Source organism: Pseudomonas benzenivorans, assembly GCF_033547155.1.
Lineage (GTDB): Bacteria > Pseudomonadota > Gammaproteobacteria > Pseudomonadales > Pseudomonadaceae > Aquipseudomonas > Aquipseudomonas benzenivorans_B.
Genome location: NZ_CP137892.1, coordinates 1,428,599 through 1,447,461 on the forward strand (window position 1 = coordinate 1,428,599; position 18,863 = coordinate 1,447,461).

Annotated in this window: 22 protein-coding genes, 1 tRNA gene and 1 pseudogene; 12 read left to right on the top strand and 12 right to left on the bottom strand. The window is 66.8% G+C overall.

The window, feature by feature from the left end:
* Positions 1–9: 9 nt before the first annotated feature.
* Positions 10–1,134 (top strand): GNAT family N-acetyltransferase, encoded by a 1,125-nt coding sequence (locus tag SBP02_RS06585; RefSeq protein ID WP_318645595.1) that lies wholly within the window; start codon positions 10–12, stop codon positions 1,132–1,134.
* 14 nt (positions 1,135–1,148) lie between these two features.
* Here SBP02_RS06585 and SBP02_RS06590 read toward each other — a convergent pair whose 3' ends face one another.
* From SBP02_RS06590 to SBP02_RS06610, 5 genes are all read right to left on the bottom strand, one after another.
* Positions 1,149–2,981 carry an ABC transporter ATP-binding protein gene (locus tag SBP02_RS06590; protein ID WP_318645596.1) on the bottom strand — a complete coding sequence of 611 codons (1,833 nt, stop codon included), beginning with the start codon at positions 2,979–2,981 and terminating at the stop codon, positions 1,149–1,151.
* 161 nt (positions 2,982–3,142) lie between these two features.
* Complete coding sequence (locus SBP02_RS06595; protein WP_318645597.1) at positions 3,143–3,697, bottom strand: hypothetical protein; 555 nt, start codon at positions 3,695–3,697, stop codon at positions 3,143–3,145.
* 163 nt (positions 3,698–3,860) lie between these two features.
* A complete protein-coding gene (locus tag SBP02_RS06600) occupies positions 3,861–4,415 on the bottom strand; it encodes a peptidylprolyl isomerase (RefSeq protein ID WP_318645598.1) in 555 nt (184 codons plus the stop codon).
* 2 nt (positions 4,416–4,417) lie between these two features.
* Positions 4,418–5,233 (bottom strand): alpha/beta fold hydrolase, encoded by an 816-nt coding sequence (locus SBP02_RS06605; RefSeq protein ID WP_318645600.1) that lies wholly within the window; start codon positions 5,231–5,233, stop codon positions 4,418–4,420.
* A 3-nt stretch (positions 5,234–5,236) separates the two neighbouring features.
* A complete protein-coding gene (locus SBP02_RS06610; protein ID WP_318645601.1) occupies positions 5,237–6,172 on the bottom strand; it encodes a LysR family transcriptional regulator in 936 nt (311 codons plus the stop codon).
* Positions 6,173–6,257: 85 nt separating this feature from the next.
* On the opposite strand from SBP02_RS06610, the gene SBP02_RS06615 reads away from it, so the two are divergent.
* The 5 genes from SBP02_RS06615 to SBP02_RS06635 all read left to right on the top strand — a co-directional run bounded on the left by SBP02_RS06615 (position 6,258) and on the right by SBP02_RS06635 (position 10,037).
* The gene (locus tag SBP02_RS06615; RefSeq protein ID WP_318645602.1) at positions 6,258–6,572 is read left to right on the top strand and encodes a 3-phosphoglycerate kinase; all 315 of its coding nucleotides are present in this window, start codon (positions 6,258–6,260) and stop codon (positions 6,570–6,572) included.
* Between the two features lie 172 nt (positions 6,573–6,744).
* Positions 6,745–7,344 carry an FMN-dependent NADH-azoreductase gene (locus tag SBP02_RS06620; protein WP_318645603.1) on the top strand — a complete coding sequence of 200 codons (600 nt, stop codon included), beginning with the start codon at positions 6,745–6,747 and terminating at the stop codon, positions 7,342–7,344.
* A 187-nt stretch (positions 7,345–7,531) separates the two neighbouring features.
* The gene (locus SBP02_RS06625; protein WP_318646312.1) at positions 7,532–8,401 is read left to right on the top strand and encodes a carboxylate/amino acid/amine transporter; all 870 of its coding nucleotides are present in this window, start codon (positions 7,532–7,534) and stop codon (positions 8,399–8,401) included.
* Positions 8,398–9,288, top strand: coding sequence for an EamA family transporter RarD (rarD, locus tag SBP02_RS06630; protein ID WP_318645604.1), 891 nt, complete (start codon positions 8,398–8,400; stop codon positions 9,286–9,288). Before SBP02_RS06625 ends, rarD begins: the two co-directional genes overlap by 4 nt.
* A 50-nt stretch (positions 9,289–9,338) precedes the next feature.
* Positions 9,339–10,037, top strand: a complete 699-nt coding sequence (locus SBP02_RS06635) for a cupin domain-containing protein (protein ID WP_318645605.1) — start codon at positions 9,339–9,341, stop codon at positions 10,035–10,037.
* Here the strand turns inward: SBP02_RS06635 and SBP02_RS06640 are convergent.
* Positions 10,007–10,411, bottom strand: coding sequence for an anti-virulence regulator CigR family protein (locus SBP02_RS06640; RefSeq protein WP_318645606.1), 405 nt, complete (start codon positions 10,409–10,411; stop codon positions 10,007–10,009). The two genes, SBP02_RS06635 and SBP02_RS06640, sit on opposite strands and share 31 nt — an antisense overlap.
* A 176-nt stretch (positions 10,412–10,587) precedes the next feature.
* On the opposite strand from SBP02_RS06640, the gene SBP02_RS06645 reads away from it, so the two are divergent.
* Both SBP02_RS06645 and SBP02_RS06650 read left to right on the top strand, forming a co-directional pair.
* Positions 10,588–11,937, top strand: a complete 1,350-nt coding sequence (locus SBP02_RS06645; RefSeq protein WP_318645607.1) for a DEAD/DEAH box helicase — start codon at positions 10,588–10,590, stop codon at positions 11,935–11,937.
* Positions 11,938–12,203: 266 nt separating this feature from the next.
* A pseudogene (locus tag SBP02_RS06650) lies at positions 12,204–12,485 on the top strand (DUF1294 domain-containing protein); the annotation flags it as partial.
* 44 nt (positions 12,486–12,529) lie between these two features.
* Here the strand turns inward: SBP02_RS06650 and SBP02_RS06655 are convergent.
* A complete protein-coding gene (locus tag SBP02_RS06655; RefSeq protein ID WP_318645608.1) occupies positions 12,530–13,510 on the bottom strand; it encodes a zinc-dependent alcohol dehydrogenase family protein in 981 nt (326 codons plus the stop codon).
* 209 nt (positions 13,511–13,719) lie between these two features.
* On the opposite strand from SBP02_RS06655, the gene SBP02_RS06660 reads away from it, so the two are divergent.
* Positions 13,720–14,865 (top strand): PQQ-dependent sugar dehydrogenase, encoded by a 1,146-nt coding sequence (locus SBP02_RS06660; protein ID WP_318645609.1) that lies wholly within the window; start codon positions 13,720–13,722, stop codon positions 14,863–14,865.
* A gap of 153 nt (positions 14,866–15,018) precedes the next feature.
* Here SBP02_RS06660 and SBP02_RS06665 read toward each other — a convergent pair whose 3' ends face one another.
* Positions 15,019–15,207 (bottom strand): hypothetical protein, encoded by a 189-nt coding sequence (locus SBP02_RS06665; RefSeq protein ID WP_318645610.1) that lies wholly within the window; start codon positions 15,205–15,207, stop codon positions 15,019–15,021.
* 320 nt (positions 15,208–15,527) lie between these two features.
* On the opposite strand from SBP02_RS06665, the gene SBP02_RS06670 reads away from it, so the two are divergent.
* On the top strand, positions 15,528–16,370 hold the full coding sequence (locus SBP02_RS06670) for a CvfB family protein (protein WP_318645611.1): 843 nt from the start codon (positions 15,528–15,530) through the stop codon (positions 16,368–16,370).
* Between the two features lie 109 nt (positions 16,371–16,479).
* Positions 16,480–16,555: transfer RNA gene (locus tag SBP02_RS06675), tRNA-Thr, on the top strand.
* 228 nt (positions 16,556–16,783) lie between these two features.
* Here the strand turns inward: SBP02_RS06675 and SBP02_RS06680 are convergent.
* Genes SBP02_RS06680 through SBP02_RS06690 form a run of 3 tightly spaced genes read right to left on the bottom strand, consistent with a single transcriptional unit; the run spans position 16,784 to position 17,651 of the window.
* Positions 16,784–17,005: a GDCCVxC domain-containing (seleno)protein gene (locus SBP02_RS06680; RefSeq protein ID WP_318645612.1), complete on the bottom strand. Its 222-nt coding sequence runs from the start codon at positions 17,003–17,005 to the stop codon at positions 16,784–16,786.
* A gap of 7 nt (positions 17,006–17,012) precedes the next feature.
* On the bottom strand, positions 17,013–17,288 hold the full coding sequence (locus SBP02_RS06685; protein ID WP_318645613.1) for a heavy-metal-associated domain-containing protein: 276 nt from the start codon (positions 17,286–17,288) through the stop codon (positions 17,013–17,015).
* 12 nt (positions 17,289–17,300) lie between these two features.
* Complete coding sequence (locus SBP02_RS06690) at positions 17,301–17,651, bottom strand: mercuric transporter MerT family protein (protein ID WP_318645614.1); 351 nt, start codon at positions 17,649–17,651, stop codon at positions 17,301–17,303.
* 74 nt (positions 17,652–17,725) lie between these two features.
* Here SBP02_RS06690 and merR point away from each other — a divergent pair, with 74 nt between their 5' ends.
* A complete protein-coding gene (gene merR, locus SBP02_RS06695) occupies positions 17,726–18,151 on the top strand; it encodes an Hg(II)-responsive transcriptional regulator (RefSeq protein WP_318645615.1) in 426 nt (141 codons plus the stop codon).
* 51 nt (positions 18,152–18,202) lie between these two features.
* Here the strand turns inward: merR and SBP02_RS06700 are convergent, their stop codons facing one another.
* Complete coding sequence (locus SBP02_RS06700) at positions 18,203–18,811, bottom strand: TlpA family protein disulfide reductase (RefSeq protein WP_318645616.1); 609 nt, start codon at positions 18,809–18,811, stop codon at positions 18,203–18,205.
* Between the last annotated feature and the right edge of the window lie 52 nt (positions 18,812–18,863).

Below are 18,863 nucleotides of genomic sequence, written 5' to 3' on the forward strand. Positions count from 1 at the left end.
ACTGCGCCCATGCCGATCGCCACCCTGCACCACCTCAGCGAACTCGATGCCACGACCTGGGACGCCCTGTTGCCGGAGCGGCAGCCGTTTTTGCGCCATGCCTTCCTGTCGGCCCTGGAGGACAGCGGCAGCGTCGGCGGCCAGAGCGGCTGGCAGGCCGCCCACCAGCTGTGGCTGGATGAGCGGCAGCGACCGCTGGCGGCCATGCCCGCCTATGTGAAACGCCACTCCTACGGCGAATATGTGTTCGATCACGGCTGGGCCGATGCCTGCCGCCGCGCCGGCATCGCCTACTACCCCAAGCTGCTGGGCGCCGTGCCCTTCTCGCCGGTCAGCGGGCCGCGCCTGCTCGGCGATCCGCTGGCGGCGGGCCACTTGCTCGATGCCTTGAGCGAGAGCCTGGAGCGCCAGGGCTTGTCCAGCCTGCATATCAACTTCACCGACCCGGCCGCCGACGAGCTGCTGCGCGGCCGCGAGGGCTGGCTGGAGCGTCTCGGTTGCCAGTACCACTGGCGCAATCGCGGTTACCGGGACTTCCAGGACTTCCTCGACGGCCTCAGCTCGCGCAAGCGCAAGCAGATCCGCAAGGAGCGCGAGCAGGTGGCCGGCCACGGCATCGCGTTCGACTGGCGCGAGGGCGGCCAACTCGATGAGGCGGAGTGGGACTTCGTCTACCGGTGTTACGCCAACACCTACCGGGTGCGTGGCCAGTCGCCCTACCTGACGCGGGCATTCTTCGGCCTGCTGGCCGAGCGCATGCCGCAGGCCATCCGCGTGGTGCTGGCGCGCCAGGGCGGGCGGCCGGTGGCCATGGCCTTCAGCCTGGTCGGCGGCGATAGCCTCTATGGCCGCTACTGGGGCTGCCTGGCGGAATTCGACCGCCTGCATTTCGAGACCTGCTTCTACCAGGGCATGGAGCAGGCCATCGCCCAGGGCCTGCAGCGCTTCGACGCCGGCGCCCAGGGCGAGCACAAGCTGATCCGCGGTTTCGAACCGGTGCTCACCCGTTCCTGGCACTACCTCTGCCACGGCGGCCTGCGCGCGGCAGTGGCGGATTTCCTCGAGCAGGAGCGGCTCGGGGTGCAGGGCTACGCCGAGGAGGCGCGCGGCCTGCTGCCCTACCGGCAGGGTTGAGTCCGCCGCGCGGGCTACTCCACGCCGACGAAGCCGCCGGTCTGGTGTTGCCAGAGCCGGGCGTAGAGACCGCCGCGTTCGAGCAGCTGGGCGTGGCTGCCGCTCTCGACTATCTGCCCCTGATCGATCACCACCAGGCGATCCATGCGCGCGATGGTCGACAGGCGGTGGGCGATGGCGATCACCGTCTTGCCCTGCATCAGGGTGTCGAGGCTCTCCTGGATCGCCGCCTCGACCTCCGAATCCAGCGCCGAGGTGGCCTCGTCCAGCACCAGAATCGGCGCGTTCTTGAGCAGCACCCGGGCAATGGCGATGCGCTGGCGTTGGCCGCCGGACAGCTTGACCCCGCGCTCGCCGACCTGGGCGTCCAGGCCGCGGCCGCCCTGGCCATCGTCGAGCTGGCCGATGAAGGTTTCGGCGCGGGCCTTGCGCACCGCTTCCAGCAACTCGGCATCGCTGGCCTCGGGCTTGCCGTAGCGCAGGTTGTCGCGGATCGAGCGGTGCAGCAGCGCGGTGTCCTGGGTGACCACGGCAATCTGTGCGCGCAGGCTCTCCTGGGTCACCGCGGCGATGTCCTGGCCGTCGATGAGGATGCGCCCGTCCTGCAGGTCGTAGAGGCGCAGCAGCAGGCTGACCAGGGTCGACTTGCCGGCGCCGGACGGGCCGACCAGGCCGATCTTCTCGCCGGCGCCCACCTGCAGATCGAGCCCGCCGATCACCCCGTCCGCCTTGCCGTAATGGAAGTGGATCTGCTCGAAGCGCACCGTCCCCTGGCTGACCCGCAGCGGCTGGGCGTCGACGCGGTCGAGCACCTGGCGCGGCTGGACGATGGTGCGCATGCCGTCCTGCACGGTGCCGACGTTCTCGAAGATGCCGTTGACCACCCACATGATCCACTCGGCCATGTTGTTGATGCGGATCACCAGGCCCAGGGTCAGGGCGATGGCCCCGGTGCTGATCAGCGCCTGGCTCCACAGCCACAGCGCCAGGGCGCCGGTGGCGCCGATCAGCAGGCCGTTGAGGCAGGTGACGCTGAAGTCCAGGGCGGTGACGGTACGGGTCTGCCGGCGCACCTTGTCGAGCAGGCGCTGCATGGCCTCGCGGGCGTAGCCTTCTTCCTCCCGGCTGTGGGCGAACAGCTTGAGGGTGGTGACGTTGCTGTAGCCGTCGACCACCCGCCCCATCAGGCTGGAGCGCGCCGCCGAGGCGCGGGCCGAGCGCTCCTTGATGCGCGGCACGAAGTAGCCCAGCAGCAGGCCGTAGCCGAGGATCCACAGGCCCAGCGGCAGCATCAGGCGCGGGTCGGCCGCGGCGAACAGGTACAGCGCGCTGCCGGCATAGACCAGTACGTGCCACAGGGCGTCGACCACCTGCATGGCCGAATCGCGCAGGGCCGGGCCGGTCTGCATGATGCGCTGGGCGATGCGCCCGGCGAAGTCGTTCTGGAAGAAGCTCAGACTCTGCCCGAGCACGTAGCGATGGTTCTGCCAGCGCACCAGGTTGGTCAGGTTGGGGGTGATCGCCTGGTTGGCCAGCAGGTCGTGCAGGCCGAACACCAGCGGACGGATCAGCAGCACCACCAGCAGCATCCACAGCAGCTCGCCGCGGTAGCGCTGGAAGAACTCGGTGCTGGGCGTGGCCTGGGCCATGTCGATCAGGCGGCCGAGGAAGTCGAACAGTGCCACCTCGATCAGCGCGGCGAAGAAGCCGACCACCAGCACGGCCAGCAGCAACGGCCAGGCCTGGCCCAGATAGTGGACGTAGAAGCCCAGGATGCCCGGGGGCGGCTCCCTGTCCGGGCTGGGCCTGAATACGTCGAGCAGTGATTCGAAGCGGCGAAACAGCATCCGGGCGTCCTGCCTTGGCGATGGGAAGAGATCGATTCTATCGCCTAACGGCGCGCCGCTCGACGGGCACGGAAGGGGAGGCGGCCGCTACGGCCCGGGACGCGGAAAGAAGACGCCCGGCACCGGGGTGGCGTCGGGCGTGAAGTCACGGTGCCTGGTGCCTAGCGCTTGTAGCGGGCCTGAAACGCGTCGATCAGCGCCAGGGGCTTGCTCTCTTCCTTGGTCAGGCCGTAGACCACCCGCTCGCCTTGGGGGCCGGAGGCGATCTCGGTGTGGCGGAAGATCGGCTCGCCGAGGCTGAAGGTGTCCATCATGTCGCCGTAGCGCTGGAACACGTAGATCACGCCGTGCTGGCGGATCTCCCCGTAGAAGGGGTTGGCCGGCGGCAGGCTGACGTTGAGGAACTGGTAGGCGGCGATCTGCTCGAGCTGCTTGCCCTGATCCTCGGCGCGCAGGGCGAGGATGATCGACTGGCCGTGCTTGTCCTTGCGCTGCAGGTCCTTCAGGTAGGGCGCCTTGCCGGTGTCGAGGAAGTCGCGGAACACCTGGTAGTCGTCGAAGACGAACAGTTCGTTGTCGGTGCGGACCTGGTACCAGTCCTCGTTGTTCAAGGCGACGGCCGTCTTCGCCGGGGCGGGGTTGTGCAGGCTGCAGGCGCCGAGCGAGGCGGCCAGCAGAACCAGGGCAAGGGGTTTGATCGGCAAGCGTGGTGACATGGTGAGACTCCTCCTAAGGGTGGCGGAGAATCTGCGCCCGCGTCATGACGCAATGATGACGAAACGATGTGCGCGCGGTGACATTTTTCAGTCCGCCGGGCGGCACCTTCCCGGCCGTGTCCGAGGGCCGGTGCGGGCCGTCGCGGGCCCGCACCGGCAGGGCTTACAGGCGCTTGGCCTCGAGGATCAGCACCGGCTCGCGGGGCACGTTCTGGTGGCCGCCACGGTTGCCAGTGGGCACCATGGCGATCTTGTCGACCACCTCCATGCCGCGCACCACCTTGCCGAATACCGCGTAGCCGAAGTCGCGGCTGCCGTGGTCGAGGAAGGCATTGTCCTTGTGGTTGATGAAGAACTGGCTGGTGGCCGAGTCGCGCACCTGGGTGCGGGCCATGGCCAGGGTGCCGCGCACGTTGTGCAGGCCGTTGTCGGCTTCGTTCTTGATCGGCGCCCGGGTCTTCTTCTGCCGCAGGTCGGCGTCGAAGCCGCCGCCCTGGATCATGAAGCCGGGAATCACCCGGTGGAACTGGGTGCCGGCGTAGTGGCCGCTGTCCACGTAGGCGAGGAAGTTTTCCACGCTGATCGGCGCCTTCTCGGCCTCCAGCTCGATTTCGATTTCGCCGGCGCTGGTGCTCAGCAACACCTTGGGGTTCTCCGCGGCCAGCAGGCTGGCGGACAGCAGCAGGGAACAGGCGGCGAGGGCGAGTTGTTTGAGCATTCTCATGGGTCCTTGTGGTGGGGTGGCGCGGCCCCTTCGACTTCGTCGAGGAAGGCCAGCAGGCTGCTATTGAAGCATTGTGGTTGGTCCAGGGGTGTGGCGTGGCGCGAGTTTTCGATCACCAGCAGGCGCGCGTCGAGCATCTCGTCGACGTAGGCCTGCTTCTGCGCCACCGGCGTGTAGTCGCGGTCGGCGCTGATCACCAGGGTAGGACAGGTGATACGTGCCAGGCGTTCCCGCACGCCCCAGCCGATGATGGCGTCGAGGCTGGCCAGGTAGGCGCGCTTGTCGTTCCGTGGCCAGCGCTCTTCGATCTTGCGCCGTAGCTCGGCCTGCTCGGGGCGGGGGAACAGCAGCCGGCCCAGGCCCTTGGCGATGGTGTCGAGGCTGAGCAGGCGCGACAGGCTCCAGCGCTTGGCGATTTCCAGGTAGTCGCGGGGGCGTCTGGCCTTGACCTCCGGGGCGCTGTTGACGATGCACAGGCTCCTGAGCAGTTCGGGGCGATCGACGCCCAGCTGGAAGCCGATCATGCCGCCCATGGAGATGCCGACCAGGTGCACCTTGCCCAGCTGCAGGTGTTCGATCAACGCCGCCACGTCCTCGGCGAAGCCGGCGATGCTGTAGCGCTCGCGCGGCTTGTCGGAGCGGCCGTGGCCGCGCAGATCGAGGGCCACGACCCGGTAGCGCGCGGCGAGCGTGGGGATCTGGTATTCCCAGTCGCGGGTGCTCGAGCCCAGGCCGTGCACCAGCAGCAGTGGGGCGCCCTGGCCGTATTCCTCATAGTGCAGCTGGCAGCCGTCGCAGTCGAAGTAGGCCATGGGCTAGTGCTTCGCGCTGGACGTTACGGGCGAGGCGAAGGGGGCATCGAGCGGCGCGGCGTCGAAGCGGCGGATCAGCTCGGCGAGGATCTGCGTGGCCGGTCCGAGGGGCTTGTCCTTGTTCGAGTACAACAGGTAGCGGGTATTGCGGCTGCCGCCCTGGTCCAGCGGCAGCGGCTTGAGCAGGCCGTCCCTGAGCTCGCGTTCGATCATGTGGCGTGGCAGCCAGGCGAAGCCCAGGCCGCTGCTGACGAAGCTGGCGGCGGTGGCCAGGCTGCCCACTGTCCAGCGCTGCTCGGCGCCGAGCCAACCGACGTCCCGTGGCTGCTGTCGGCCCGAATCGCGGATCACCACCTGCATCTGGCCCTCCAGGTCCTGGAAGCTCAGCTCCCGCTGCAGGCGGTGGAGCGAGTGGTCGGGGTGGGCGACGGCGACGAACTCCACGGTGCTCATCTCGGTGCACAGATAGCCTGGGATGTTCAGGCCGCTGATGGCCAGGTCGGCGGTGCCTTCCTTGAGCACGTCCTCGACTCCCGACAGCACTTCCTCGCGCAGGCGCACGCGGCAGCCGCGGCTCTGCGGCATGAAGGCGGTGAGGGCGCGCACCAGGCGGGCGTTGGGGTAGGCGGCATCGACCACCAGGCGTACCTCGGCTTCCCAGCCCTGCTCCATGTTGTGGGCCAGGTCTTCCAGCTGGCTGGCCTGCTTGACCAGCTGCCGCGAGCGGCGCAGCAGCACCTCGCCGGCCTCGGTGAGCACCGCCTTGCGTCCGTCGATGCGCAGCAGCGGCACGCCGAGCTGCTCCTGCATGCGCGCCACGGTGTAGCTGACCGAGGACTGCGAGCGGTGCAGCACCTCGGCGGCCTGGGCGAAGCCGCCCTGGTCGACCACCGCCTGCAGGGTCCGCCATTGATCGAGGGTCACGCGCGGGGCTTTCATTATCCTCTCCTATTCACGCGAGTCGCCGGGTGCACGGCGCGGCGATATCGCCCTAAACTGGCAGTCCCATGCCGGAGACTGCCCGATGAGAAACCTCTGCTGCGCCCTGATCGCCCTGCTGCCATTGGCGGCTTTCGCCTATCCGATCGAGCTGGACAAGACGCTCAACGGCACCGAGGTGTCCGCCACCACCCAGGAGATCGACCACAACATGGGCGCGGTGCTGCTGTACAACTACGGCCTGACCGAGGCGCACTGCAGCGGGGTGTTCCGCAACGGCCCCGAACGGCCGCGCACGCGCAAGGTGGTACTGGCGGCAGGAGAAAGCAGCAACATGACGGTGAAGTTCGCCCGCAGCATCATCAAGCTGCGGGTGAAACTGACCTGCACCCTGAACTGACCCAGCGCGGACCGACCCCGTAAGGCCGTGGACAGGTCTGAGCCTAGTGCGCCGTGTTTTATAAATCAACTTTGTTGATTGGTTTGGCTTGTTTTTTGCGCTTTTTAATCGGCTGTTGTGGCCATAGTCTGTGCCCATCGACTCACAACAACCCAAGATGGAGCCCAAGATCATGTCCCAAGTCCTGGTAATCGAAAGCAGTGCCCGCCAACAAGGTTCGATCTCCCGCCAGCTCACCGCGCAGTTCATCGCGCGCTGGCAGGCCAGCCATCCGGCCGACCGGGTCAGCGTGCGCGACCTGGCCGTGGAGCCGGTGCCGCATCTGGACGGCAACCTGCTGGGCGGCTGGATGACCCCGGCCGAGCAGCAGAGCGAGGCGGAGCAGGCCGCGCTGGCGCTGTCCAACCGGCTCACCGACGAGCTGCTGGCCGCCGATGTGCTGGTGCTGGCCGCGCCCATGTACAACTTCGCGATTCCCAGCACCCTGAAGGCCTGGCTCGACCATGTGCTGCGTGCCGGGGTGACCTTCCAGTACACCGAGAACGGCCCCCAGGGCCTGCTCAGCGGCAAGCGCGCCTTCGTCCTCACCGCCCGCGGCGGCATCTATGCCGGCGGCAGCCTGGATCATCAGGAACCCTATCTGCGTCAGGCCCTGGGCTTCATCGGCATTCACGATGTCAGCTTCATCCATGCCGAGGGGCTCAACATGGGGGGGGAGTTTTCCGAGAAGGGGCTGGCCGAAGCCCAGGCGAAGCTGGCGCAAGTGGCCTAATCTCTAAGTAACAGTGACACCCTTCGCGTCCCACGCTCCTGGGCGCGGATCTGCCCGATCAATCTCCTCCACTGGTTGATTGGGCCTTTTTTTGCGGCCCCAGCGTGAGTCGCGCAGGCGCGTTGGCTGCCGGGCATTGCCGCAAGTGCACGGAGTGGATAAGGTCGCCGGTTTTCTCGAGGTGACCATGCGTTATCTGCTGTTCGTGACCCTGCTGTGGGCCTTTTCCTTCAGCCTGATCGGCGAATACCTGGCCGGCCAGGTGGACAGTTACTTCGCCGTGCTGACACGCATCGTCATCGCCGGCCTGGTGTTCCTGCCGCTGACCTGCTGGCGCGGCGTACCGGCGACCTTCGTCCGCGGCATGTTGCTGATCGGGGCTCTGCAGTTCGGCGTCACCTACGTCTGCCTGTATCTGAGCTTCGGCCTGCTGAGCGTGCCGGAGGTGCTGCTGTTCACCGTGCTCACGCCCCTGTATGTGACCCTGATCGAGGATGCCCTGCGCCGGCGTTTCAATCCCATGGCCCTATTTGCCGCGCTGATGGCCGTGGCCGGTGCGGTGCTGATTCGCTACGACCGGATCGGTACGGATTTCTACCTGGGGTTCTGTCTGCTGCAGGTTGCCAACGCCACCTTCGCCGCCGGCCAGGTGCTGTACAAGCACCTGTTGGCCCGCCATCCCTCGGATCTGCCGCAGTACCGGCGCTTCGGCTACTTCTACCTGGGCGCGCTGGCGGTGGCCTTGCCGGCCTTCCTGGCATTCGGAAACGCCACCCGCTTACCCAGCAGCGCCCTGCAGTGGAGCGTGTTGCTCTGGCTCGGTATGGTGGCCTCCGGGTTGGGGCTTTACTGGTGGAACAAGGGCGCCAGCCTGGTCGATGGCGGCACCCTGGCGGTGATGAACAACGCCCTGGTGCCGGCCGGCCTGCTGGTCAACCTGTTGTTATGGAATCGCGATGCCGACCTGCTGCGCCTGGGCCTGGGCGGGGCGGTGATTGCCGCATCCCTGTTGTTTATTCGGACGAGTCCTGTGCAAGGAGCCGAGGCGAGGCGATGAAGCTGTCTGGACGTGGTGTGGCGCTGTCGGTGTGTTCGTCTGTGTTGTTTGCCCTGATTCCCGCATACGTGCAGCAACTGGCGCCGCTGGACGGCGTGCAGGTGTTCGCCCAGCGGGTGCTCTGGTCGATTCCGGCGATACTGCTGCTGCTGGCGCTGACTCGGCAGTGGACGACCCTGGCCGCGGTACTCGGGCGCCTGCGCCGCGAGCCCCTGCTGCTGCTGGCCGCTCCGGTGTCGGCATTGTTGATCGGCGTGCAGTGGGGCCTGTTCGTCTGGGCGCCGCTGGCCGGCTACATGCTCGACGTGTCCCTCGGCTACTTCCTGCTGCCGCTGGTGATGGTCCTGGCCGGCCGGCTGTTCTACGGCGAGCGCCTGCGGCCGCTGCTCAAGGTGGCGGTGGTCTGCGCGACGCTCGGGGTGCTGCACGAACTGTGGCGTACCCAGGCGTTCTCCTGGGTGACCCTGGTCACCGCCCTGGGCTATCCGCCTTACTTCATGCTGCGCCGCTGGATGCGCATGGATGCGTTGTCCGGTTTCATCCTGGAGATGCTGATGCTGGCCCCCATCGCCATCTGGATGATCATCGTCTGGGGGCCGGCCGATGTCTTCGAACGGGCTCCGCAGCTGTGGTGGTGGCTGCCGGGGCTGGGGTTGCTCGGCACCCTGGCTTTCGCCGGGATGATGGCTTCCAGCCGGCTGCTGCCCCTGGGCCTGTTCGGCATCCTCAGCTACGTCGAGCCGGTGCTGCTGTTCGCCGTGTCGCTGCTGTACCTGGGCGAGCAATTCGACGCCGGGCAGTGGCTGACCTACCTGCCGATCTGGCTGGCGGTGATGCTGGTCGCCTGGGACAGCGTGCGCCTGTTGATCAAGCAGCGGCGCATCTGAGGCACCGGGATAGGGTAGGCTGGCTTATCACGGGCTTGCAGGTGGACGCCATGCGAATCAATGCCGACCTCGACCGGCGGGTGGTGCTCGATACCCACGCGCTCGCCTGGCAGGCCTCGCCGCTGCCCGGTGTCGAGCGCCGCCCCCTGGAGCGTTTCGCCGCGGAAAGCGGCCGTGCCACCTCGATCGTGCGCTATGCGCCGGGCTCGGCGTTCAGCCGCCACCTGCATCCGGGCGGCGAGGAGATTCTGGTGCTCGAGGGCGTGTTCGTCGACGAGCATGGCGAGTACCCGGCCGGCTATTGGCTGAAGAACCCGCCGGGCAGCGGCCATACGCCCTCCAGCCCGGGCGGCTGCCTGTTGTTCGTCAAGCTGTGCTACCAGGCGGCGGAGGACCAGCGCACGGCGCGCATCGACAGCCGCACGGCCGAGTGGCAACCGGGCCGGGTGCCGGGGCTGCAGGTGCTGCCGCTGGACAGCTACGCCGCGGTGCACACGGCGCTACTGCGCTGGGCGCCGGGGACCCGCTTGCAGGCCCAGTCACACCTTGGCGGCGCAGAAGTCCTGGTGCTGGAGGGGGTGTTGGAGGACGAGTTCGGCACCTACCCGGTCGGTACCTGGCTGCGCATCCCCCCTGGTTCGCGGCACACGCCGTTATCCACCGCAGGCTGCCTCACATACGTCAAGCTCGGCCACCTGCGCGAAGGCGCTGGCAGCGATCAGTCCAGCACGTTTCTCAGCACCTCGTAGACGATGCCGGTGGCGATGGCCACCAGCACCACGTCGCGGCCGATCTGCTTCCATTCGTAGCCCTCGTAACGGGGAAGCTGGCCGGCCAGGCGGGCGTCGAAGTTCTTGGCGATACCCGGTGGCAGCGGCTTGCCGCGGGCCAGGTTCTTGGCAATGCCCGGCGGCAGCGCGCCGGCCGGTGCCAGCAGGTGGCGGTTGTCGCCGAGGATGATGCGCACCCGGCCGATGTCGATCGTCGGACCGTTCAGGTGGACGGCGACCTCGCCGCCATGGCTGCCGCTATGCTTGTCGTGTTTCGGGGCGGCCACGGCGAGTTGAGCGCTCAGGGCCAGGCTCAGGATGCTGCACAGGAGCAAGGGGGAGGGACGGGGCATGGCGGTCTCCGGACGGGTTGTTGGTGATTCTCCTGATGCAATTGAGCGCCTCAAACGCTTTTGGTTCAAGGACCGGGGCCCACGCGTTGGGCGGGCCGGCGCAAAGAAATTCGGCCGCGGCGCGGGAAACCGTTAGGCTATGCAGCTGATTTCCGTATTTTGCCGAGGTTGACCCCGTGTTTTCCCAATTCGCCCTGCACGAACGCCTGCTGAAAGCCGTGGCCGAGCTGAACTTTGTCGAGCCCACCCCGGTGCAGGTGGCGGCCATTCCGCCGGCGCTGCAGGGCCGAGACCTGCGGGTGATCGCCCAGACCGGCAGCGGCAAGACCGCCGCCTTCGTTCTGCCGCTGCTCAACCGCCTGCTCGGCGACGGCGCGGCCAAGCCGCGGCTGAGCCTGCGCGCGGTGATCCTGCTGCCGACCCGCGAGTTGGCCCAGCAGACCCTCAAGGAGGTCGAGCGCTTCGCCCAGTTCACCTTCCTCAAGGCCGGCCTGATTACCGGCGGCGAGGACTTCAAGTCGCAGGCGGCGATGCTGCGCCGGGTGGACATCCTGATCGGTACCCCGGGGCGGCTGATCGAGCACGCCAACGCCGGCAACCTGCCGCTGGAGGAGGTCGAGGTACTGGTGCTGGACGAGGCCGACCGCATGCTCGACATGGGCTTCGCCGAAGACGTGCAGCGCCTGGCCGAGGCCTGCAGCGGCCCGCACCAGACCCTGCTGTTCTCCGCCACCAGCGGCGGCTCGGGCCTGCGCGAGATGGTCGCCAAGGTGCTCAAGGAACCCCAGCATCTGCAGCTCAACGCGGTCAGCCAGCTCAACGAGGGTACCCGCCAGCAGATCATCACCGCCGACCACAACTACCATAAGGAACAGCTGGTCGAGTGGCTGCTGACCAACGAAACCTACGACAAGGCGATCGTCTTCACCAACACCCGGGTCCAGGCCGACCGCCTCTACGGCAAGCTGGTGGCGCGCGAGTTCAAGACCTTCGTGCTGCACGGCGAGAAGGACCAGAAGGACCGCAAGCTGGCCATCGAGCGCCTCAAGCAGGGTGCGGTGAAGGTGCTGGTGGCCACCGACGTGGCGGCCCGCGGCCTGGACGTCGACGGCCTGGACCTGGTGATCAACTTCGACATGCCGCGCTCCGGCGACGAGTACGTGCACCGCATCGGCCGTACCGGCCGCGCCGGCGCCGAGGGCCTGGCGATCTCGCTGATCTGCCACACCGACTGGAACCTGATGTCGAGCATCGAGCGCTACCTCAAGCAGCGCTTCGAACGGCGCAGCATCAAGGAGCTCAAGGGCAGCTACCAGGGGCCGAAGAACCTCAAGGCCTCCGGCAAGGCGGCCGGCACCAAGAAGAAAAAGACCGACGCCAAGGGCGGCAAGAAGGCGGCGAAGAAGCCCGCGGCCAAGACCCCGAGCAAGCGCAACACGATCAACAAGCCGAAGGGCGACGCCCCGGCGCTGGTCAGCCAGGACGGCCTGGCGCCGCTCAAGCGCCGTAAGCCGGCGGCCGAGTAAGCAGGGTGCGCTTGTGGCCGCTGGGGGCGAGCGCACTGTTGGCGTTATCGTTCCAGGCCCTGGGCCAGGGCGCGATCCACGAGTGCCGGCAGCCCGACGGGGTGGTGCTCTACAGCGACCAGGCCTGCAGCATCGCACACAGCAACCTGGCCTTGAGCGTCAGTGGCTATGCCAGCTATCCGTCTATGCTGCGGGGGCTGGCCAGGCTCTGGCACGAGCAGCTCCAGCCGCTGTTCGGCGGGGTCGATGTGCTGGTGTGTCTGGCACTGGTCTATGGGCTGATGAGCCTGATCTGCTTTATCGCCTACTACCGCGACAAGCAGTGCGCCATTCGCGGCGTTCGGCGCACGCCGGAGGCACGCCTGCATCTGTACGAGCTGTTGGGTGGCTGGCCGGGCGGCTTGCTGGCGCAGCGGCTGATCCGTCACAAGAACCGCAAGCTCGGCTATCAGCTGAAATTCTGGCTGATCGCGCTGCTGCACCTGGTGGTCGGTGGCCTGGTGGTATGGCTGAGCGTCTCGTCCGAGCCGCTGAGGACCCTGTTCTGAGCCAGGCGGAAGGCGACTCGGCCTAGCCGCCCGGCTGCTCGGTGTTACTTGGGCACGATCAGGATCTTGCCGTCGCGTTCGCCGCTGGCCGCCGCCGCTACGGCCTGCTTGATCTCGCTGACGTCGTAGGTGGCGGCCACCCGGGCGCGCAGCTTGCCGCTGGCGATCAACTGGGTCAGTTCGCCGAACACCCGCATCTGCTCGGCCTGGGTGGCCTGGCGGAACCACTTGGCCAGCCAGAAGCCCTTGAGGGTGACGTCGCGGAACACGAAGGAGGCGGCCGACACCTGGCAGGGTTGGCGGCTCATCATGCCGTAGTTGACCAGCACGCCGCCCTCGCACAGGCACGCGGCCAGGTGGTCGGTGGCCGCGCCGCCGACCGCGTCGATGCCCAGGCGCACGTCCGCGCCGCCGGTCGCCGCGCGCACACGCTTGGCCAGGTCCGGGCCATCGACCAGCACCACGTCGCCGCCTTCGGCCTCGACCCCGGCCACCGCCGACTCGCGACGCACCACGTTGATGGTCTTGAAACCACGCAGCTTGGCCAGCTGCACCAGATAGCTACCGACGCCAGAGTTGGCGGCATTCTGGATCACCCAATCGCCGGGCTGCAGATCGACGAACTGGCTGAGCAGCAGCGAGGCAGTCGGCGGGTTGACCGTCATCATCGCCAGCTGCTGCGGGTCGGCCTCCGGCAGCGGGATCAGCTTGCTCGCCGGGGCGTTGAGGTGGCTGACCCAGGTGCCGCAGCCGACCGGCAACAGCACCAGCTGGCCGACCTTGAGGTGGCTGACCTCGGCGCCGAGTTCCTCGACCCGGCCGACGCCCTCGTTACCGCCGATCGCCGGCAGCGGCGGCAGCATGCCGTACTCGCCGGTCAGGGTGAGCACGTCGGAGGGGTTGATCGGTGCGGCCTGCACCTTGACCCGCACCTCGCCGGCGGCGGGCGCCGGCAGTTGCAGTTCGACGGCTTCGATCACGTCCTGCGGTACGGGGCCGCGCACCTGGTACTGGGCTTTGAGCATCGGGGTTCTCCCTAAGATGGCGATGGAATCAGCGCCCCAGTCTAGACCGCGACGGCTGCGCCCGGACGAATCCCTCGCCATCGATCTCGCTGATCATGGTCGGCGCGAGGCGACGACTGCCAGGGTTGCAAGCCGGCGGATGCTGGTGCGCTATGCTCGAGTCGAGAGCCGGGACAGTGTCCCGCCGCTTGAACCCAGGAGGTCTTTCCATGCCGGCCAGGTCTGCGCTTGTGCTTCTCGCTCTGGCTGCCGCGTTGCTGTTGCCGGCCGCCGCACTGGGGCGCGAGTACCCGAGCGAGCGCGGCATCGTGCAGGTCGAGGAGCTGCTGTCCGGCCTGGAGCACCCCTGGGCCCTGGCGTTCCTGCCGGAGCGCCAGGGCCTGCTGTTGACCGAGCGCCCCGGGCGGCTGCGCCTGTTCGATGCAGACGGCCGGCTGTCGGCGCCCATCCAGGGGGTGCCGACGGTCTATGCCAGGGGGCAGGGCGGCCTGCTGGATGTGGCGCTGTCGCCGGATTTCGCCACAGACCGCTGGGTCTACCTCGCCTATGCCGAAGCCGGTGCCCAGCGCCGTGCCGGCACTGCAGTCGGACGCGGCCGTTTGTCGGCGGACAGGCGCCGGTTGGAGGACTTCGAGGTGATCTTTCGGCAGCTGCCGAAGCTGTCGACCGGGGTGCATTTCGGGGCGCGCCTGGTGTTCGATCGCCAGGGCTACCTGTTTATCGCCCTGGGCGAGAACAACCAGCGTCCCACCGCTCAGCACCTCGACAAGCTGCAGGGCAAGGTGGTGCGCCTGTACCCCGACGGCCGCGTACCGCACGACAACCCCTTCGTCGACCGGGCCGGCGCCCGCCCGGAAATCTGGTCCTATGGCCATCGCAATCCCCAGGGCGCGGCCCTCAATCCCTGGACGGGACGGCTGTGGGTGCACGAGCACGGCCCCCGCGGCGGCGATGAGATCAACATTCCCCAGGCCGGGCGCAACTATGGCTGGCCGCTCGCCACCCATGGCGTGAACTATTCGTTTCTGCCGATTCCCGAGGCCCAGGGCAAGACGGTGGCCGGCACCGAGCCGCCGCATCATGTCTGGGAGAAGTCGCCGGCCATCAGCGGCATGGCCTTCTATGACGGCCAGCGCTTTCCCGCATGGCGACACAGCCTGTTCATCGGCGCGCTGGCCGGGCGAGTACTGCTGCGCCTCGAGCTGGACGGCGATCGGCTGAGTCACGAGGAGCGTCTGCTGGAGCCGCTGGATGCACGCATTCGCGACGTGCGCCAAGGGCCCGACGGATACCTCTACGTGCTGACCGACTCGGAGAATGGCCGACTGCTGCGCCTGGGGCTGCGGCCTCGATAGGCGTTATTAGGTGGCAGGGCTCTGGCGTCGTCTTCGGCTGCCCGAGCGGTTGGCTCAGCCCGTAGCAAGGGCCGGAGTGAGGTGCAGGAGGAGAGGGGCGCCGGGCGCTTTGTCGAGGCTGAGCAAAGCGCGGCTTGGCTGACCGGGGCGCGGCTATTTCTTGCCGATGGTGATCTGCTTGCTGGCGCCATGGACCTGGCCGCTGACGCCTTTCTCGATCTGCTGAATCTCGCCGCCGCCTTTCAGGAAGGCCGCGACCTGGGCGTCGAGGGAGGCGCTGGTCTCAACGGCCGGGGCCGGCTTGGGTTTGCTCTGGGATGCTTTTACTCGCATGGCAGCCATTAACCTATACGGAAATTAATTTGGCCGAACATTGTACGCGAATTGCTTGACAATTGCTTGGTAAATAATGTTGGGCGGGCATGTCGGCCGGCGCGGCGGTTTTTCAAGCAAGTTCGCAATTAACGACTCGGGTAACTAAGTCGTTGTTTTTAGTGGGACGTCCTACCCGGTCGCTGTTTGTATCGGTGGGCCATTCTGGGCATTGCCGTCGGTCGGATGGCTCCGCGAGCCCTGTAGCTCCAGGCCGCCGCCGCGGCCTGGGCAGCAAAGCCGCCGGCAACTCGGGTAGAATACCGCCCTCGCAACGAGGGTAGGGCACCATGGCGGTAATTGGACGCATGAACTGTTTGCAGGTCGTCAAGCACACCGACTTCGGCCTGTATCTGGATGGTGGCGCGGATGGCGAAATATTATTGCCCAAGCGCTACATCCCCAAGGATTCGCCGAGTGCAGTGGACGACTGGCTGAATGTATTTATCTATTTGGACAGTGACGACAAGTTAATTGCCACCACGGAAAAACCCAAAGTTCAGGTCGGAGAGTTCGCCAGCCTGAAAGTCGTGGATATCAATCGCGTGGGTTTGTTTCTCGACTGGGGACTGCCCAAAGACTTGCTGCTGCCCCATTCGGAAGAGAAACGCCCGCTGCAGGTCGGCGACTATTGCGTGGTGCATGTCTTTCTCGACAAACGCAGCAAGCGCATCACCGCTACGGCGCGCCTGGACCGGTACCTGGACAGGTTGCCGGCCAACTATCGGGCCGGTCAGGAGGTCGACCTGCTGGTGGTCGAGTCCACCGACATGGGCTTCAAGGCCATCATCAATGGCCAGCACTGGGGGCTGATCCACAAGAACGAACTGTTCAAGTTCTTACGTAGCGGCATGCGCGAGAAGGGTTTCATCAAGGAAGTGCGCGCCGACGGCAAGATCAGCCTGAGCCTGCAGCCCGTGGGGCAGGACGTCGTGGGCAGCCTCAGCGAGCAGATCCTGGCCAAGCTGCGTGAGCATGGAGGGGTGCTGGAACTCAGCGACAAGAGCTCGCCGGAAGCCATCAGCGCGCAGTTCCGCGCCAGCAAGGGTAATTTCAAGAAGGCCATCGGCGGGTTGTACAAGCAGGGGCTGATCCGGATCCACGACGATCGCATCGAATTGCTCGAGGGCTAAGTTCTACGTCTGGTCGAGCCCATCGCGGCCGGCAGGCGATGCAGCTCCGAGAGATAAAAACGCAGAACCCTCTTGAGCCCCTGCCGGCCCCATTGAATAATGCGCGAGCGCCGTTGTAGCTCAGTTGGTAGAGCACGTCATTCGTAATGATGGGGTCGGGGGTTCGATTCCTCTCAGCGGCACCAGCGTTTCAAGGCCCGCAGCGATGCGGGCCTTGGTGTTTCTTGGCGGTTGTCTGGGGCTCGCCAAGGGGGCGCTGTGAGCCCGTGAGTTCATCGGCTCCCTCATCTCTCGCCGCCGGCGATTGGCGTGTCGTCACCTGACACCAGTGTCCCTCCTAGTCTTCAGCGTTTACAGGCACGGCGCAGGCGGACTGGTGCGGCGCTGGCGTGTCCACTGTCGAGTCCCTCTACCTAGTTCCCGGTTGCACAGCAGGCGCCTTGCTGCTGAACCGGCGGGCAGCGTACCGAGCCGAACGAGCAGAACACACAACAGTCCCCTGGATTTGGCCGCAGCAGTGTTCGGCACCGACTGCACTCGTAGAAGTACAGGCAGGCGTCGGTGGGCATGCTTTCGCGCTTGGCGAAACCGCAGCGCGGACAGGTCAGCACGGACTCGAGGATGATGGGCGGCATTGTGGCGTTACTCCTGCACCGTGGCGGGATAGCCGGCACTGCTGGTTGCCTCGATCAGTGTGTCGGGCCGGACTTGGTCTGGGGCGTAGCGGACGCTGGCGGTCTTGCGTGCGTAATCGATCCGCACGCTTTCCACTCCCGGCACTTTCTGCAGTGCCTGTTTGACCGTGATCGGACAGAGTCCGCAGCTCATGTTCCGCACCTCGAGGGTGACCGGAACCGGGGCACCGGCGGCTGCCAGCAAGGGCAGGATGGCCAGGCTCGTCAGTAGCAGTTTGTGCATGGGACACCTCCTTCAGTAAAACAGCAGCGGCGCGAGCCAGGGCAGGGCCAGCAGGGCGAGCAGCAGCACCGTCACTATCCAGAACGCGAGACGCTGACGGTTGCTCCCGCGCGGCCTGGCGCAGCGGGTGCCCGGCGTACAGGCCGGCGGCAGGAGATAGAGCCGGCGAAAAGCCAGGCCGAGAAACAGCAGGGTCAAAGCGATGAAGAACGGACGGTAGGGTTCCATGGCCACGAGGCTGCCGACCCAAGAGCCACCGACGCCGAGGGTCAGCAACAGCAACGGTGCGACGCAGCATAGCGAGGCGCCAATGGCCGCCAGGCTGCCCGCGACCAGTGAACCTTTCCCGGTGAACTGAGCCATGTCGATTCCTTGAACCTGTGGATGTTGCTGTCAGTCTAAATTCCGTACCCGAGTACGGAGTCAAGGAGGAAATCATGGGGGGCGAACTGAGTATCGGTAAATTGGCCAAGGCTGCTGGGGTGAGCGTTGAGACGATCCGCTACTACCAGCGGCGCGGCTTGCTGCATGAGCCGGTCAAACCGCCGGGTGGCCAGCGGCGCTATCCGGCGCTCATGGTCGCCCGGCTGTGTTTTATCAAGCGGGCGCAGGCGTTGGGCTTCACGCTCGAGGAGGTGGCGGGCTTGCTCGGCCTCGATCAGGCGTGTGCCTGCGCCGAGACGCGGGCCCTGGCGGCCCGCAAGTTGGCACTCATCGAGCAGAAAATGGCCGAGCTGGCAGGAATTCGGCAGATCCTGGATGAACTGATCGCACAGTGCGACGCCGGCGAGGAAAAAGCGCAGTGCCCGATCATCGAGGTGCTGACCGGAGGGCCGGGTAGCCGGGCCGGCTCCTCAGCATGAAGGGCATGTGCAGGGGCAGGGGAGGGGCCCCAGGGGGCGCCCCGATCAGCTCTACTGGGGTGCGGCCATCAGCTCGCGCAGGTAGTCGATGACCTCCGGGTTGTCCCATTCGGCGGCGCCCAGTTTGCGCCCCAGCTCCCGGCCCTGGCGGTCGAGCAGCAGGGTGGCCGGCAAGCCATAGGCGCCCAGGTCGCGGTTGGCCTGGGCGCGCTCGTCGATATAGAGCTCGAGGTGTCGGATGCCGATCTCGGTGTAGAAGTCCCGCACCAGCTGCGTCCCGTCCGGGTCGACCGAGAGGGCCAGCACCTGAAAGTCCTTGCCGCCGAGTCGTTCCTGCAGGCGGTCCAGGGTCGGCATTTCCTCGCGGCAGGGGGCGCACCAGGTGGCCCAGACGTTGAGCAGCACTATCTTGCCCTCGAAGTCGCCCAGCGTGCGGCGCTTGCCCTCGCCATCGCTAAACTCGACTTCCGCTACGGGCTTCGGCGTGGGCCAGATGGTCAGGCCGGCGCGGATGCCGGCATCGGCGGTCTGCGCCGTGGCCGGACCCGCAGCCTGAAGGAGGAGGGCCAGGAGGCCGCTCGTCAGCCGCCGCCAGGGCCTGCCCAGTCCTGTGTGCTTGGGCGCTGTCGGCGTGTATGGGATTCGTAGTTGCCGGATCATGGTTCGCCCTCGTCGCATCATGCCGGATCAGGCTGCCGGCCGAACGCTCTAC

What these genes read in the sequence shown, in the direction of transcription:
- SBP02_RS06655 (WP_318645608.1), bottom strand. Translation starts at nt 13,510, where the DNA reads ATGCTCAAAGCCCAGTACCAGGTGCGCGGCCCCGTACCGCAGGACGTG.
- SBP02_RS06605 (WP_318645600.1), bottom strand. Translation starts at nt 5,233, where the DNA reads ATGGCCTACTTCGACTGCGACGGCTGCCAGCTGCACTATGAGGAATAC.
- merR (WP_318645615.1), top strand. Translation starts at nt 17,726, where the DNA reads ATGGGGGGCGAACTGAGTATCGGTAAATTGGCCAAGGCTGCTGGGGTG.
- SBP02_RS06595 (WP_318645597.1), bottom strand. Translation starts at nt 3,697, where the DNA reads ATGTCACCACGCTTGCCGATCAAACCCCTTGCCCTGGTTCTGCTGGCC.
- SBP02_RS06600 (WP_318645598.1), bottom strand. Translation starts at nt 4,415, where the DNA reads ATGCTCAAACAACTCGCCCTCGCCGCCTGTTCCCTGCTGCTGTCCGCC.
- SBP02_RS06700 (WP_318645616.1), bottom strand. Translation starts at nt 18,811, where the DNA reads ATGATCCGGCAACTACGAATCCCATACACGCCGACAGCGCCCAAGCAC.
- SBP02_RS06660 (WP_318645609.1), top strand. Translation starts at nt 13,720, where the DNA reads ATGCCGGCCAGGTCTGCGCTTGTGCTTCTCGCTCTGGCTGCCGCGTTG.
- SBP02_RS06670 (WP_318645611.1), top strand. Translation starts at nt 15,528, where the DNA reads ATGGCGGTAATTGGACGCATGAACTGTTTGCAGGTCGTCAAGCACACC.
- rarD (WP_318645604.1), top strand. Translation starts at nt 8,398, where the DNA reads ATGAAGCTGTCTGGACGTGGTGTGGCGCTGTCGGTGTGTTCGTCTGTG.
- SBP02_RS06585 (WP_318645595.1), top strand. Translation starts at nt 10, where the DNA reads ATGCCGATCGCCACCCTGCACCACCTCAGCGAACTCGATGCCACGACC.
- SBP02_RS06665 (WP_318645610.1), bottom strand. Translation starts at nt 15,207, where the DNA reads ATGGCTGCCATGCGAGTAAAAGCATCCCAGAGCAAACCCAAGCCGGCC.
- SBP02_RS06635 (WP_318645605.1), top strand. Translation starts at nt 9,339, where the DNA reads ATGCGAATCAATGCCGACCTCGACCGGCGGGTGGTGCTCGATACCCAC.
- SBP02_RS06610 (WP_318645601.1), bottom strand. Translation starts at nt 6,172, where the DNA reads ATGAAAGCCCCGCGCGTGACCCTCGATCAATGGCGGACCCTGCAGGCG.
- SBP02_RS06625 (WP_318646312.1), top strand. Translation starts at nt 7,532, where the DNA reads ATGCGTTATCTGCTGTTCGTGACCCTGCTGTGGGCCTTTTCCTTCAGC.
- SBP02_RS06680 (WP_318645612.1), bottom strand. Translation starts at nt 17,005, where the DNA reads ATGCCGCCCATCATCCTCGAGTCCGTGCTGACCTGTCCGCGCTGCGGT.
- SBP02_RS06685 (WP_318645613.1), bottom strand. Translation starts at nt 17,288, where the DNA reads ATGCACAAACTGCTACTGACGAGCCTGGCCATCCTGCCCTTGCTGGCA.
- SBP02_RS06590 (WP_318645596.1), bottom strand. Translation starts at nt 2,981, where the DNA reads ATGCTGTTTCGCCGCTTCGAATCACTGCTCGACGTATTCAGGCCCAGC.
- SBP02_RS06690 (WP_318645614.1), bottom strand. Translation starts at nt 17,651, where the DNA reads ATGGCTCAGTTCACCGGGAAAGGTTCACTGGTCGCGGGCAGCCTGGCG.
- SBP02_RS06620 (WP_318645603.1), top strand. Translation starts at nt 6,745, where the DNA reads ATGTCCCAAGTCCTGGTAATCGAAAGCAGTGCCCGCCAACAAGGTTCG.
- SBP02_RS06615 (WP_318645602.1), top strand. Translation starts at nt 6,258, where the DNA reads ATGAGAAACCTCTGCTGCGCCCTGATCGCCCTGCTGCCATTGGCGGCT.
- SBP02_RS06640 (WP_318645606.1), bottom strand. Translation starts at nt 10,411, where the DNA reads ATGCCCCGTCCCTCCCCCTTGCTCCTGTGCAGCATCCTGAGCCTGGCC.